Origin of the sequence: Bdellovibrio sp. HCB117 (assembly GCF_047305915.1) — a bacterium.
GTDB classification, from domain to species: Bacteria; Bdellovibrionota; Bdellovibrionia; order Bdellovibrionales; family Bdellovibrionaceae; genus Bdellovibrio; species Bdellovibrio bacteriovorus_B.
Window position 1 is genome coordinate 173451 of the sequence record NZ_CP178622.1, and the last position, 15068, is coordinate 188518.

A 15068-nucleotide genomic window follows, 5' to 3' on the forward strand; every position below is an offset into this window, starting at 1 on the left:
GATTGTATGAGAAAACCCACTTTTGATATGAACGTTTTTGCAGAAAGAAGAAAAAAGGCCGGCCAAGAAATTCAAGGCGGTGCTTTGATCGTGGCTTCTCACCCCGAGCACATTCGCAATCACGATGTGCATTTTCCATATCGCCAAGATTCAAACCTTTTTTACCTAACAGGTTGGGAAGAGCCTGAATCTATCATGATTTTACGCCCGGGTTTAGTTCCAGAAACGGTGATGTTCGTTCGTCGTCGTGATCCAGAACGTGAAACTTGGGATGGTTTCCGCTACGGTCCAGAAGGCTGTGAGCGCGAATTCAAAATCGACAAAGCTTATCCTATTGATGAATTTTCGAAAGTGGCTCCGCAACTTCTTAAGGAAGTGGACCGCGTTTATTATCGTCTTTTCAAAAACCCGGAAGTAGATCACCAAATGCAAAGTGTTCTAGAGACGGTAAAACAAATGCAAGGCCGCACCGGTTACGGTTTGTTATCGATCCATGACGCGGACACATTACTAGGCGAGATGCGTTTGGTGAAAAGTGAGTTTGAACTGACTCAATTACGTGAGGCTTGTGAAATTAGCGCTCAAGGTCACTTGGCGGCGATGCGCTTTACTCGCCCAGGTGTAACAGAACGTCAGGTTCAAGGTGTGCTTGCGCATCATTACTTTATGAAGGGTTCTGCGCGTGAAGGTTATAACCACATCGTGGCTTCTGGAAATGCAGCCACGACGTTGCACTACAACTTCAATGACCAAGTCTGCAAAGACGGGGACTTGTTGTTGATTGATTCCGGTGCGGAATACAATTTCTATACGGGCGACATCACAAGAACTTATCCCGTAAACGGTAAGTTCACAGATGAGCAAGCTCGCGTGTATGAAGGTGTTTTGAAAGTTCAAAAACAAATCATCGATTTTGTGAAACCAGGAATCGTGTTCAAAGATCTTCACGAGATGGGAACGTCATTGTTGACTGATCTTATGTTGGAATTAGGACTTCTTTCCGGTCGCAAAGAGGATTTGATCCAAGCATTGGCTCAAAAGAAGTATTACCCGCACGGAATCGGTCACTGGTTGGGTCTTGACGTGCATGATGCAGGCCTTTACTTCAAAAAAGGAGAGCCTCGTCCGATTGAAGCCAATATGTGCTTCACGATTGAGCCGGGTCTTTACATCCCTGCTGAAGATACATCAGCACCTCAGAAGTACCGTGGCATCGGTATTCGTATCGAGGATAATATCCGCGTGACGTCGACAGGTTCAGAGAACATGACTTCATCTGTTCCTAAAGAAATCACAGACATCGAAAAGGTAGTTGGGAAAGCTTAGGCAAAATTACGAACTAAAAAGAAAAAGGCCTCTTGGTTTCCAAGAGGCCTTTTTTTATCCCACAAATCGGTGAGACAGCCAGGAATTGGTTTCAGCATGCTGTTGCAATTCATGCTCTGTTTTAAAAAGCTTATCGTCGCGTGAAGCGGCACTAACCGCCAAGCTTAGGCGTGTCGCGGATTGCAGAAGTTGGAAATCACCCATGGTATTTCCGGAGGCAAAGAAAGGCTTTTTACCACCGGTGCGTTGAAGGAGAGCATCCACTTTTCCTTGGCGGTAGGTGATCAGACCTTTTTGAGTATCGGTGATCAAGCCGTTTTCAATCGTTGTTTCAATTCCGATAACATCATCTTTCTTAAGCCCTAGCATTTCTGCCCCAGGCTCGACGGCCCACTTCACTGAAGCCGTGACGACAAAAACTTTTACGCCGCGAGAAAGAAACAGATCGATCAACCTTTTTTGCTCTAAGAAAACAGGAAGGGGAGCTTGATCCTTCACGGCTTGGCGTGCCCACTCGTGCACTTGCTCCAGTCTCTGACCCTTGCAGACTTGTGCTAGCCAAAGGTAGGCTTTCTGTGGATTTTCGGCCTTCATGGATTCATAGTGATTCCAGGCATGAGGTGGAAGCTCGACAAGTCTGTTGTCGATTTGATAGTGGAAAAAAGTTTCTCCCAGGTCGATATCCCACAGTGTTCCATCGGCATCAAATGCGGCGACGGGTGCAGAATCCTCTTTCAAAACTTGGTCTAGTGTCGTATTTATGCGGTTCCAAATCTCGATCGAATAGTCTTTGTATTTCATATTCTTCTAGTATGAAATAGGAAGAGTGAAATGACAAGGAGACCTCAGGCCATGAGCCTTTTTTGCCGTGTGATTCAGGCGGACGATTTACAAGATATCTTAGATCTCGAAAATAAAAAGCTGACAGAAGCTTATCCCGACGAAATGGAACGCATGATGGCGGGATGGAGCTCGAAGTTTCGAGTGGAAGCTTTGAATCACTACATCCCATTGGGTTGGAGTTTTCTGGCTCGTGATGTGGAAAGCGGCAAACTCATGGGTTATTTCATCGCACAACCCTTGTTATTCTTGGACGGACAAACGCAGTCATTATGGGTAGAACACGTTCAGTATTCTTCTTTGCAGGCGCGTGACGAGCTTTGTGAGCTTGCTTACAAGTTAGGTCGCGAAAAACATTTGCAAAGAGTTTACTTCCCGAACGACAACGGAGTTCCAAACTCCATCAAGGCTTTCAAGTCAGAAAGCTGGCAACCAGGCACTCTTTCAGTCAAGACGACAAAGGGATAGAGTTATGAAGAATTTTTCCTTCGCCAATCGTATCCAGAATATCAACAAAATGAAGACTCAGGAATTTGATCTGGTAATAATTGGGGGAGGAATTAACGGCGCCGGTGTGGCACGAGATGCCTCGGCTCGCGGAATGAAGGTCGCTCTGATTGAAGCCCGCGACTTCGCATCCGGCACATCTTCAAAATCCAGCAAACTCATCCACGGCGGAATTCGATATTTAGAAAACATGGAATTCAAACTGGTGTTTGAGGCGTTGAATGAACGCACTCGCTTGTTTGAAATGGCGCCTCACTTAGTTCATCCACTTCGCTTTATGATTCCTTTGTACAAGGAAAGTCGTGTGGGCATGACAAAGATGGGGATGGGCATGTGGTTGTACGATGCCTTATCTTTGTTTCAAGCTCCCGAAATGCATGAACGCTTAAATGCAAAACATTCTTTAGAAAGAATGCCGGCGATCCGCAGTGAAAATCTTTTGGGTTCTTATATTTATTCAGATGCCTACATGGACGATGACCGTTTGGTGCACGAGACATTGCGTTCAGCCAATGACAACGGGGCTCTTTGTGCCAACTACGTTAAGGCCACAGGAGCGCAATACGAAAACGGTAAAATCACCGCGGTGACTTGTGAAGATCAAGTCAGCAAAGATAAGTTTTCTATTAAAGCTCGTCACGTCATTAGCAGTGTAGGACCTTGGACAGATCAAGTGGCACAAAGTCTGCTTCGTGACTGGAAGAAAATTCTTCGTCCCACAAAAGGTATTCACTTAACTTTGCCGAAACATCGTCTGCCTTTAACAAGTGCCGTCGTGATGGGTGCAGAAAAAAGTGATCGCATCGTCTTTGGAATTCCTCGTCATGAAATGATTATTATAGGAACTACCGACACAGACTTTAAAGAATCGCCAGAGAACGTGACGACTACGCCGGAAGATGTGAAATACTTGCTGTCTATTACCGACCACTACTTCCCGGGTGCTAAAATCACCGCGCACGATGTGATTGCAAGTTACGCTGGGGTAAGACCTCTAGTTCAAGACGGCTCTGCATCTGAAGGTAAAACAAGTCGTGAACATACGATTCTGAATGATGATGCAGGAATTACTTTCGTTGCCGGAGGAAAGTACACAACCTATCGCTTGATGTGCCAACAGACGGTAGACCGCGCTTTAGAATCTTTCACCCTCGAAGAGCGTGTGAAGTTTGCTAAAGCGGATACGGCGAAACCTTTAAATTCTTATACAAGTGTCGATGCCTTCCATCAGGCGCAAAGTCTTGCGGATGCTTGGTCAAAAGAAACCGCTCGTCCTTTGGAAGACATCAAATTATTGACTGAAAGATATGGTCTTGAAGCGGCAGAGATCCTAGAAAAATATTCTGAAAATTATAGCTATTGGCAGCTGGAAGCGGCGCAAGCTATCGACGCCACCATGTGTTTGCACTTAAGTGATTTTTATGCGCGCCGAGTTCCGTTGTTCCTGGCGGATCGCAATCACGGAGTGAAACACCTCGACGAAATCGGTGCGGTTTTCCAAGAAAAATTAGGCTGGAGTGACCAGCGTCTACATGAAGAAAAGCACAACCTCACGGCCTACATGGCTCATGAAGTTGAATGGAAAAAACATTTCTAAGCTACTATACCCACCAAGTATCTTTTACCCTCTGACGGCCTAAGCCGTCAGCACTGTCTAACTTTTTGATAGTGCATGGTTCCTCGTACCCCTATATTTCATTCTAACTTGGCAGGAAGTTTGAACTTTAAGCGGCGTTGCTCGTTGGTGGAGGACGTCAGATGAGTTTAAAAAATTCTTTGCTTTTGACTGCGCTTACGATGGTTTTAGGTGCCTGTGGTAATGGCGGTGGCGGCCAACCGGTTGTCACGGCAGCGGCGCCTATTCCAAACACAAATCCAACCCCTACATCTATTGGATATGAAGAGCTGACTTACGAATTTAAATTCAACGGCTGTTCAACAGGAAAACACAAGCTTCTTTCAAAAAAAGAATTCTGTGATGCTTTATTGAACGATACGCTTAACAACAACTGCGCGCGTGAATTGCGTATTGAACACTACAACCGTCAATGTACAGCCACTCAGCCTTCCAGTGCGGGGACTTTACTTCCCACAAGTGCTGCTCGTTGTATCGTCAGTGGTATGGACTTGAAGGACCGTACGTTCTTAGACAACATGAATCCATTCAATCCTCAACGTCGTCAAAGTGTGCGCGATATGTTCTGGAATGGAAGACAGTCTCAAGCTTATGACCTTCTTTTTTCTAGCAACTCGTATGGCCGCGCGCGATTTTTAGTTTCTCCTGCACAAGGTGGTCGATCCGCTCAAGCAGAGATTTTGTTACAGCAGCAAAGAGGCGATGACGCATTTTCTGCTCGTGGCGGAATGGGCTCACCACTTCGCATGGTAGTGACAAATTTTACGGATGAAAAAGAAGTCGATGCGGTGTGCATCTCTGACAAAGCTTTCCGCGTTGCCAAAAAAGATTTAAGAACCGTGAAGTGTTCCTTCCGTTTGGGTGGTGCTCACGATCGCAACTCGACAGTTCGTGAAGAGCTTTTGACATGGGATTTAGTAAGTTCTGTGCAAAAAGAAATCTTCCGTACCCGTCGCAGTGGATCCATCGTCGTGAAGCTGAAACCCGCTACCAATGGGGAAGAGGAGCGCATCGAAGTTGAAACTGTGGAGCTCGACATAGACAAAACATTCAAGGCCGAAGCGTCCCTGAATGAAGGTCTGGAAATCCGCTACCAAGGTCGCCAGACCCGTGCCGACTTCTCTCTTCAATGTGCGCCCGCGTCAAAATAACTGCAAGTCGGGGCTAAATATCTGCATTGACTCTGCTTTTCATCGCTCCTAGACTTGAGATGAAAAGAGAGAGTCCGCATGAGTTTTTTTGACAAAGTTCAAGATTATTTTTCGAATGATATTGCCATTGACCTTGGCACCGCTAACACCCTTGTTTACGTAAAAGGACGTGGAATTATTCTCGACGAACCTTCAGTTGTTGCGGTTCAAAAAAATTATCGCGGAATGCAAAACCGTGTTCTAGCGGTAGGTAAAGAAGCCAAAGATATGTTGGGTCGTACACCTGGCAGCATCGTTGCAATTCGCCCCATCAAAGACGGCGTTATCGCAGACTTCGAAGTCACTCAGTCCATGTTGAAATACTTCATCGGAAAATCTTTGGGAGAGAAAAAATCTTTCATCCGTCCACGTATCATCATCTGCGTTCCTTACGGAATCACGCAGGTGGAAAAACGTGCGGTGAAAGAAGCTGCTCAATCCGCAGGAGCTCGTGAAGTTTATTTGATCGAAGAACCAATGGCAGCCGCGATCGGTGCGGGTCTTCCAATCACAGAACCCTCTGGAAACATGGTTGTGGATATGGGTGGCGGTACGACAGGTGTTGCTGTTATCTCTTTAGGCGGTATCGTTTACTGTAAATCTATCAAAGTTGCGGGCGATAAATTCGACGAAGCGATCGTGAACTACGTTCGTCGCCAGTTCAACTTGTTGATCGGTGAAAGAACAGCGGAAAATATTAAAATCCAAATCGGTAACGCTTATCCATTCGAAGAAGAAAAATCGATGGAAATCAAAGGTCGTGACCTTGTTGCCGGTGCTCCAAAAACTATCGAGATCACTTCTTCGCAAGTGAACGATGCTTTGATGGATCCTTTGTCTGAAGTAGTTGATGCTGTTCGTACAGCGCTTGAAAAAACTCCGCCGGAATTAGCTTCTGATATCGTTGATAACGGTATCGTACTTACGGGTGGTGGCGCTCTATTAGCGAACCTTGATGTGTTGTTAAGAGAAAGAACAGGTCTTCCCGTTTCTATCGCAGAAGATCCTTTAAGCTGCGTAGTAATGGGTTCGGGCAAAGTTCTCGACCAGCTTGATCTTCTCAGACAGCTTACAGTCGACTAACATATAAGGAATTATGACCGAGGCCGACGTACAATCTATCGCTTTGTTTTTCTACTTTGCTTTGCTCGATGATCAAAAAGCGATAGAGGCTTCGTCCCAGGCTCTGGCCCTTGGTCGAGCCCGCAAGCAAAGAAATCCCGACTTAAAAAACTCTGTTGCTATCGTGGCTGCTACGAAAACCGTGTGGGATAGATATAAGTCCCGCGTGGCGCGCGGTCGTCCTAATACATCCGTTGAATCGGGTTGGCTTATTCCTGATGGGACTGATTTAGGTCCATGGCGTGAATTTCAAAAATCAGCATCTGAAGATGAGCTGCTGACAGTGATCTGGTCTAAAATTCTAAAACTTGAAGATGATGATATTTCTGAAGGCTTGGGGATCACTCAGGGAACGATTCGTTACCGTTTAGGTCGCGCTCTTCGTAAATTGGGAAGCATGACTCAAGCAGTGGGTAAGTTAAAGCATGGCACAGGAAAATAATGTTCCTCTTTCAAAAAAAGGAAAAAGAGAGATCTCTCCTTTTATTGGGCATGAGCTGCTTTACGATTATCTTACCGGCTCCTTAGATAAAGACCGTCGTTTGGCGGTCGAAGATCACGTTAAATTTTCCCGAGATGCCCAGTTAGATCTTACAAAAATTCAAAACGGTCAGGCGTATGCAGAAAAGCTGGCTGACACCGTCGTCTCTCAACACATCATTGGGCAAATCAATGCTCCTTCAAGCTATATGTCCGTTCTTATGCAGAAGTCGAACTTCGATAAGTGGCCACAAGGTTTGAAGTGGGGTTTAGAAGCCTTGGTTGTTGTTGTCGGGATCGTGGTTCTTCTTTCAATCACTCCTTGGCAGAAAGTCATGGAGTTAAGTACGACCACAGGTTCAAAAGAAGTTGTATTGGCTGAGGTCTCAAAAACGGGAACTTCTACAACAGTGGAAGATCAACCCCAGTTTGTGGACGAAGGCGTGAAGGAAAACTCGACGCCAGCGCCCGCGGCACCAGTTCAAGATACGGCGAAGCCCACAACAAGCCCATCACCGACAGTGGCGGCAAAAAAAGCAGCTCCCACAGAGGAATCTTCAGCAGCGACAAGTCCAGCTGCCGGGGGAGGGTTTCTTTATCGTGGCGACATTGCAGTAACAAATATCGAAGTTATCGGCCCGAAAATCACAGACAAGATCAACGAGCTTGGTGGACGTAAAGCCGGGGCCGTGGAACTGGGCTGGAAGAAGACGGCCACTTCCATGTATTATCACTTCACTATTCCTGAAGCAAAATATCAGGATCTGATGAATTTCTTGGGTACTTACGGAAAGCCTAAGATTTCAAAAGAAAAACATCCTCGCGTGATGCCCGATGGAATCGTGCGACTTATTATTACTGTGGATGAAGCGAAGAAGTGAAAACCTTAAGAAAAAAACCTAAAAGATCATTACGTACGATTTTGATCGTTTGGTTTGTTCTTTTCTCGGTGGTTCCTTTAGCCTTTGTCACAATTTATTCCATGATCAAATACGAAAAAGCGATCGACCACGAGTTGTCGCAACGTTTGAGTGGAAATGCTCGTGAAATCGAAGTGGCTTTAACAGATCTTCGTGCCGGTCTTCAGCAAAAACGCGACAAATACGTTCGGGATCCCAGCTTGGTTTATCACGTGACGATGGGGGATGGATCGACGTTGCGCTCGTTATCGGGACAGTGGATTCGTTCTGATAATATTTCAAGTCTGACATTCTTTAACCGTGAAGGGCGCATGCTGGCTTCGGTGTTTAAAGATGATAAAGATGTTATTCGTAGCTTCGTTCCTTCTCAAGATGCCGTGTTTTTGTCTGCGAAGTACATGGCGCAGGTCAAAGACGAAAATGAAATCGCTTTAGCCGAGTTCGGCGAAAATCAGAAAGTAAATCTGATCTTGATATCCAAAGTCACGGGAGCTGGTGGACGTGTTGTCGGCTATGTGGAACAAATCGTGGATATTAATAAAGCGTTCGTTGGCAAAATCAAAAATCGTCTGAAGCTGGAATTGATTTTCTTTAAAGACTCGGGCCAAGTCGTGGTTGCCAGTCATCCTGATTTCTATCTTTATAAAAAAGATTTCTTTCGTCCTTATTTCCGCCCTGGCGCGGAACCATTCTTTGATCTCAACATTAGAACTACACCATATGGATTTTTGGTTTATCCACTTGATTGGGGAATCACTAAGTTCTATGTCGCTCTGGGCGCTTCAAAGAGTGAAGCAAAAGCCGTCCTTAAGAACGTCAACTATGCCTTTATAACGGTTGTTGGTGCCGTCGTTGTTCTTCTAGTGTTAACAATTCTTGTGACATCAAGCTGGGTGCTAAAACCCTTATATGATCTTGTTGAGGCCTTGCAGTCATTTGAGTCGCAGGAACAAGCCGTGACCATCCCTGTGAAAAACGACACCGAGATTGGGCTTTTAACAGAATCTTTTAATGAAATGAGTAAAAAAATCTGGCAAGCCAGATCGGATCTTCGAAAAAAAATCACAGAACTTGAAGCCGCAAATAAAGAACTTAAAGACACGCAAACAAAACTTGTTCACTCTGCAAAAATGGTGAGCTTGGGTCAGTTGGTCGCCGGTGTTGCGCATGAGCTGAACAATCCCATCGGATTTATCTATAGCAACATGACTCATCTGAAAGAGTATTCAGAAAAATTGATTCAAATTGCTGAGGTCGCTGAAAAAGACCCGAAAAAACTTCCCGCAGTAAAAGAAGAGTACGAGTTTGACTATATCGTGAAAGATCTGCCGAAGCTTGTAGCTTCTTGCCAAGATGGGGCTCGTCGCACTCGCGATATTGTCTTGGGATTAAGAAATTTTTCGCGCCTGGAAGAAGCAAAACTACAAGAGATCGACGTTCATCAAAGTCTCGATACAACATTGAACTTACTGCAAGGTGAAATCAAAAACCGCCTAGAAATTCATCGTCAATACGAACCAATACCGATGATTCATTGCTACGCGAGCCAGATTAATCAAGTCTTCATGAACATTCTTTCCAATGCTGTTCAGGCCATTGAAGGCACGGGACACATTTGGATTTCCACGACGGCTTTGAAAGACTATAAAGGTTCTAAGGACCGCCGCGGTTGGGTGCAAATCTCAATTCAGGACAGTGGAAAAGGAATGTCAGCAGAAACCCTGGAAAAAATCTTCGATCCGTTCTTCACCACAAAAGGGGTGGGGCAGGGGACCGGTTTAGGACTGAGTATTTCTTACGGCATTATTCAAAATCACGGAGGAGAAATCCAGGCCCGTTCTGAAGTTGGCGTAGGGACTGAATTTATCGTGATAATCCCAGTCTATCCACCGATTCAGGAAAAGAACCCAGCACTTTTGTCCTAAAGCTTTCGTCGAGCTTTTCCGAGAAGAATAGGGTGAAAACTCTTTTCTTCCTTTCAATTTTAATCATTGGAAGTTTCAGCCAAGCCCAAAGCTCGAAAGGACTGCAGCTTGCGGGAACAGTTCCTCTTAAAGCAGAAGTAAAAATTCAGTATACAAAAACGGGTGTCGCTCACATTCAATCCAAAAGCTCACCTGAACTGCGCACCGAAGTAGATAAAAGAAAACCGGCTTCAATCGTTCGAGTCTCTGCGCCTTAGAAATTTTTCCTCTCTTAGGACTAGTTGTTAAAAACTGAATAAGTTCACCATTTCCCTGCTATAGCCACTTCGATAAGCTTATGAATATGTTCAAAAATATTCTGGCTCTGATCGTTTGTTTGGCGGCGATTCCCTCAGTGTCGTTTGCGTTTCGTTTGACTCCGATGGTGATCCACTTTTCACCAAGTGGAACAAAAGCAACCCAAGTTCTTACCTTAGAAAATCCCAGTACGGAAAAAGTTCCTATTCAGATTGAAGTCTTCACACGAACAACTGATGCCAAAGGCGAAGAAGTTCGAACGAAAACAGATGAGTTCAATGTTTATCCGGAACAAGTTGTTCTTCTGCCCAATGAAAAACGAAATGTCAGAGTTACCTGGTCCGGCGAGCTTAAAGGTGCCGAAGAAAAAGCCTTTCGCATTATCGCTTCTCAACTTCCTGTCGAATTTCGAGATAGAAATGCCAAGCCAAAGGCTAATGGTGTAAACCTCAATTTTCTTTTGCAGTATGTGGCTTCCGCCTACGTCACACCCGAGGGTGCGGTCGCAAAGATCAAAGTGAAAGAAGTTAAAAGCCTGGATAAAAAGAAGGTCCGAGTGACGGTGGCAAATGAAGGTACCGCCCACTTTGTCCTTAAGCCGAAATCCTTAAAGATTTACTCTGGTGAAACTTTGGTTGGGACGGTTTCTCCAATCAGCGAATTGGAAAATACGAATTTGTTACCAAAGACTGAAAAGACTGTCGTCGTAAATTCCAATAAAGAAATTTCAGGAAATAATCTGCGCGGAGAACTTGAGCTGGCGGAGTCCGGAGATTGAGATTTCTTTTTAGCTTCCTTCTTTTAATATTCTCTTTGGCATTGCCGGCTTTTGCTCAATCTGTGCGACCGGCGTTGTCAAAGCCCTATCTTGTGGCGCCCATTGTTTTAGACAATCAAGTGATTGCCCAAGCTTGGGTATTTCCACGTGAGGATAAGAAAAATTTTGCTGTCGAAGCAAAACCACTTCTTGAAGGCTTACAAAGTCAGCTCAAAGACTCTTTATGGATTAATCTTAAAAACCGCGTCCGCCCAGAGGGTGTGGTGACTTTGCAGGATCTAGAGGGCGCAGGCCTTTCTGTCTTTTTTGATGAAGCTCGTCTGGAGCTAAAAGTTGATCTTCCATTAAAGCATCGTCGGGGCAATGACTTAGATTTAAACTATGCAGAATTAAGCACTCGCCCTTACATGCGACCCGACGCTCATAGCGGATATTTAAACCTAAGAATGCTTCAATCCTTTCAGTACGGAGCGGGAACCACCGAAGAGAAGCTGCCTTTATCTTCCCAAGTGGATTTAGTTGAGAACATCAAAGGTTTTGTTTTCGAATCGTCGGGTGAATATCTCGAAGGGGACGAATATCCGTGGAAACGTCATGACACTCGAATCCGTCATGATGACGAGGAGAGAATGATTCGTTATACCCTCGGGGATTTGACATTGAATTCTCGCGGCTTTCAAGTGGCTCCGAATCTGGCCGGTTTTTCAGTGGTCAAAGAGTTTTCTATTCAACCCTATAAAACACTTCGTCCTTTAAGCAACACCGAGATCGTGATTAAACGACCTTCCTTTGTTGAAGTTTATGTGAACGGATTTCTTTATAGTCAGCTGCGCTTAGCCCCGGGTGTTTTTAATATTCGAGATTTCCCTTTGGCGATTGGACAAAATAACGTCAAAGTGAAAATTCGCGATGATTTTGGTCAAGAAGAGCTCTATGACTTTTCGGTTCTTTTTGAAAACACCCTTTTAGGGAAAGGTGTTCAAGAATTTTCTTACGCCGTCGGATTGCCATGGAGTGAATCAGGGGCAGACCGTGCTTATGACAACACCGGAGCGGCGACCACCTTCTTTCACCGCGTGGGCGTGACTGATCAATTAACTCTAGGTCTTAATTTTCAAAACTATTTATCTCAATCTATGACGGGTTTGGAAGTTTCGGGTATCAGTCGTTGGGGATATCTTTCATTTGATGGTGGATACAGTTCTGTTTCGGAAGACAAGCAAGGATTTGCAGAAAAACTTCGCTATCGCACTTTGGATAGAATGCTTGGACGGGATGTGCCGGTCGTCCTGACACTCGAAGCTGAAAATCGAGATCCTGATTTCGTTCCGGTTTCGGTTTTTGATATCGGAATTGTGTCTTACGTTCGCCGCTATGATTCTCAATTGAACTTTCGCTTTTTGCAAAATTGGTTCTTTGGTGTTGGCTCAGGAAGCCTGGAAGTTCCTACCGGAGTCAACGAGCGCCAGTATCGCTCAAATCTAGTGGTTCCTATAAATAATCAAACTCGCGTTGAACTGAGTTACAGTAAAACGGTCGGGTTGACTGAAGACGATCGTGGTTTGATTTCGTTCTTCTGGAACGAGGCTCAAGGTAAATACAGCGCCAGCGCGTATTACGACTCTCTTCAGAAAACGACGAATCTGACTGTGAATCGAAACAACATGCAAAAATATGATGATGTAAGAGCCTCTGCATCTTTGCAAGCAAGTGACGGTCAAGAAAGTGCGAACCTTATGGCTGAATACTTGGCGCAGCCTTTCAGTCTGCGCTTGGAGCACTTCACGACACGTCAAGATTCACAGGACACAAATACCACCTCATTAGGCCTGAATACAGGCATTGCTTGGGTGGGGAACCATGCGGCTTTCACTCAACCCATTTACGATAGTTTCGTTTTACTTCATTCAAAAATGCTGCCTGAGGGTCAGGAGTTGATGATCAATCCGAATGGAGAAAAAGGAGACGCCCAACTAGGACCTCGCCATACTACGGTTTTAAGAGATCAATCGGCGTATTACAAGTACACGGTGAATGTGGATTCAACGTCTCTTCCCATTGGTTATCTTTTAGAGAAAGAATATTTCAATGTGCAACCAAGCTATCGTAGCGGTGTTCTTATAGAGTTGGATTTAAAAAAGAAGATTATGGTGAAAGGGCGTGTGGTAGATCAAAAAGGTCAACCCATTGCTTATGTTGCCGGTGATATCCTGAACAATCAGGATCAGCTGGTCGACAATACATTCTTTACTAATAAAAATGGTGGATTCTTAATTGAGGGTTTAGAGCCGGGCCAGTACAAAATTATGACGGACCGTCCTTACTTGGGTCCTCTAATTTTTGAAGTTACTGAAGTGCCGGGCAACTCGCTGGATCTTGGAAACATTGTTTTAAAGAAAGAGGACAGTGAATGAGAACGCTGTTTTTTCTAGGCATATTGATGTTTCACGGACATTTTGCATGGGCCTGTGTTTCCATGCAGCTGCAAACATCGCAAACGGCAATTAACTTCAATAGTTCAACGACGGCGGCTCCAACATTCACAGTCAAAGCGAATACGAATCCCGGTGGCTGTAACTTCTTTATTACTTTTGATTATGGAAATGCGCCATCGTATTCAAGTCGGTCGATGAACCAGGGATCTGATAAATGGCCGTTTCAAGTTTCCAAGGATTCTGCACAACAGAATATTCTAAAGCATTTTCCAGACGTGATGGGAACGAATGATGTTCTGACAGGAACGCTCGCTGAAGGCAGTAACGATCGACAAGTGAATGTGACATATTATGCGAAGCTTGATGATTCCAATCCTTGGTTGCGATATGGAAATTACACTGAAACCTTAAACGCGCGTTTGTATCGCGGAAGCCCTACGGTTTCAGGATATACACTTATAGATAGTCGCTCGATTGTGTTTAATTATAATGCGCAAAAACGAGCCGATATCTCTGTGACCGCATCTGGTGGTTCTTTTGACATCGGCGATACGACTGAAACACTGAATTTTGGAAATCTGTCTTCGGGACTATCGCGAACGGCCTTGATAATTCTTAAGTACAATGCGGGCTACACTCTGTTCGCGTCTTCGCAGAACAATGGACAGTTAAAGCACATCTCGGCAAATCAGTTCATCAATTATGCTCTCACTATTAACGGAACGTCGGTGAATCTTTCTAACACTGCTACCAATCCCACACAAGTGGCGAGAGTGCTAGGAAGATCTCCCGCCAGTGGAACGGCGCTGCCAGTCGTTGCGACCATTGGTTCCGTTGCCAGCAATCAGCAGTCGGGAGTTTATACCGATACAATCACTCTGACGGTGCAATCTGCGGAATAAAAAAAGCCAACCTGAGAGGTTGGCTTTTTAGTTTTTAATTGTTCGAAAAATTAGTTAGCCTCGATAGCGATCGTCAAAGTATCTTGATAAGTACCAGCTGCCGCGTTTGCATAAGCGGCTACATCCACCGTCACTTCAGAAGAATCTGTAGTAAGACCAGTCAGTGAGCTTACGTTTTTCACAACAACACCCGCAACCGTTGGAGTGACTGCTGCCGCGCCATCATAACCGATTTTATAAGTCGTTTTTTGTGCAGAGTTTGTCGTGTGTCTTAATTCGCCGCCAGTTGCAGAAGAAATTTTGATTTTATAACCATTTAAGTTGTTGGAAGTCTCAGAGACTGTCGCAACATTTTTATTAGTTTCACCCGCAGTGATGTTCAACGAAGTATTGTTCGCCGTGTTTGCGGTAACAACGATATCGTTAACTACGTTGACTGTCCCTTGAAGCAATAAGGTGCCTGAAGAGGCTGCCATAGCTGTCGAACCAAGTGCCAATGTCGCCATGACTGCCGTCGCAATTTTAGTGATTCTCATGTAAAAGATCCTTTCCATATTCGGAGAATTATTGTTTTAACTTTCACAGAATCTTTACTTCATGGGTTGTGCCATTACCGGCGAGCAATATTTGGAAAAGGAAACACGTGGATATGTCTAAGAGTTAGACACTTTACCCAATCTTGCTTTACAGGCCTTTAACTCTGACAGCAG

At 44.8% G+C, this 15068-nt stretch carries 14 protein-coding genes; 12 read left to right on the plus strand and 2 right to left on the minus strand.

Annotation, left to right across the window (positions count from 1 at the left end):
• Positions 1 to 6 precede the first annotated feature (6 nt).
• Positions 7 to 1326 (plus strand): aminopeptidase P family protein, encoded by a 1320-nt coding sequence (locus ACLWBD_RS00895; protein ID WP_413569222.1) that lies wholly within the window; start codon positions 7 to 9, stop codon positions 1324 to 1326.
• Positions 1327 to 1380: 54 nt separating this feature from the next.
• On the opposite strand, the gene ACLWBD_RS00900 is transcribed toward ACLWBD_RS00895, so the two are convergent.
• On the minus strand, positions 1381 to 2127 hold the full coding sequence (locus ACLWBD_RS00900; protein ID WP_413569223.1) for an HAD family hydrolase: 747 nt from the start codon (positions 2125 to 2127) through the stop codon (positions 1381 to 1383).
• A 51-nt stretch (positions 2128 to 2178) separates the two neighbouring features.
• Here ACLWBD_RS00900 and ACLWBD_RS00905 point away from each other — a divergent pair, with 51 nt between their 5' ends.
• The 11 genes from ACLWBD_RS00905 to ACLWBD_RS00955 all read left to right on the plus strand — a co-directional run bounded on the left by ACLWBD_RS00905 (position 2179) and on the right by ACLWBD_RS00955 (position 14358).
• Positions 2179 to 2634, plus strand: coding sequence for a hypothetical protein (locus ACLWBD_RS00905; RefSeq protein WP_063206026.1), 456 nt, complete (start codon positions 2179 to 2181; stop codon positions 2632 to 2634).
• A 4-nt stretch (positions 2635 to 2638) separates the two neighbouring features.
• Positions 2639 to 4270 (plus strand): glycerol-3-phosphate dehydrogenase/oxidase, encoded by a 1632-nt coding sequence (locus ACLWBD_RS00910; protein ID WP_413569224.1) that lies wholly within the window; start codon positions 2639 to 2641, stop codon positions 4268 to 4270.
• A gap of 161 nt (positions 4271 to 4431) precedes the next feature.
• On the plus strand, positions 4432 to 5460 hold the full coding sequence (locus tag ACLWBD_RS00915; protein WP_413569225.1) for a hypothetical protein: 1029 nt from the start codon (positions 4432 to 4434) through the stop codon (positions 5458 to 5460).
• Between the two features lie 78 nt (positions 5461 to 5538).
• Complete coding sequence (locus tag ACLWBD_RS00920) at positions 5539 to 6582, plus strand: rod shape-determining protein (RefSeq protein WP_015089392.1); 1044 nt, start codon at positions 5539 to 5541, stop codon at positions 6580 to 6582.
• A 13-nt stretch (positions 6583 to 6595) separates the two neighbouring features.
• Positions 6596 to 7063, plus strand: coding sequence for a hypothetical protein (locus ACLWBD_RS00925; protein ID WP_063206029.1), 468 nt, complete (start codon positions 6596 to 6598; stop codon positions 7061 to 7063).
• The gene (locus tag ACLWBD_RS00930; protein ID WP_063244939.1) at positions 7047 to 7982 is read left to right on the plus strand and encodes a hypothetical protein; all 936 of its coding nucleotides are present in this window, start codon (positions 7047 to 7049) and stop codon (positions 7980 to 7982) included. Before ACLWBD_RS00925 ends, ACLWBD_RS00930 begins: the two co-directional genes overlap by 17 nt.
• A 101-nt stretch (positions 7983 to 8083) precedes the next feature.
• A complete protein-coding gene (locus ACLWBD_RS00935; RefSeq protein ID WP_253696547.1) occupies positions 8084 to 9946 on the plus strand; it encodes an ATP-binding protein in 1863 nt (620 codons plus the stop codon).
• A gap of 32 nt (positions 9947 to 9978) precedes the next feature.
• Positions 9979 to 10203 carry a hypothetical protein gene (locus ACLWBD_RS00940; protein ID WP_063206032.1) on the plus strand — a complete coding sequence of 75 codons (225 nt, stop codon included), beginning with the start codon at positions 9979 to 9981 and terminating at the stop codon, positions 10201 to 10203.
• 80 nt (positions 10204 to 10283) lie between these two features.
• Complete coding sequence (locus tag ACLWBD_RS00945) at positions 10284 to 11021, plus strand: molecular chaperone (RefSeq protein ID WP_081112149.1); 738 nt, start codon at positions 10284 to 10286, stop codon at positions 11019 to 11021.
• Positions 11018 to 13435 (plus strand): carboxypeptidase regulatory-like domain-containing protein, encoded by a 2418-nt coding sequence (locus ACLWBD_RS00950; RefSeq protein ID WP_413569226.1) that lies wholly within the window; start codon positions 11018 to 11020, stop codon positions 13433 to 13435. Before ACLWBD_RS00945 ends, ACLWBD_RS00950 begins: the two co-directional genes overlap by 4 nt.
• Positions 13432 to 14358: a spore coat protein U domain-containing protein gene (locus ACLWBD_RS00955; RefSeq protein ID WP_063206035.1), complete on the plus strand. Its 927-nt coding sequence runs from the start codon at positions 13432 to 13434 to the stop codon at positions 14356 to 14358. The genes ACLWBD_RS00950 and ACLWBD_RS00955 overlap by 4 nt, the downstream gene beginning before the upstream one ends.
• 50 nt (positions 14359 to 14408) lie before the next feature.
• Here ACLWBD_RS00955 and ACLWBD_RS00960 read toward each other — a convergent pair whose 3' ends face one another.
• Positions 14409 to 14894 (minus strand): hypothetical protein, encoded by a 486-nt coding sequence (locus ACLWBD_RS00960; protein WP_063206036.1) that lies wholly within the window; start codon positions 14892 to 14894, stop codon positions 14409 to 14411.
• Positions 14895 to 15068: the final 174 nt, after the last annotated feature.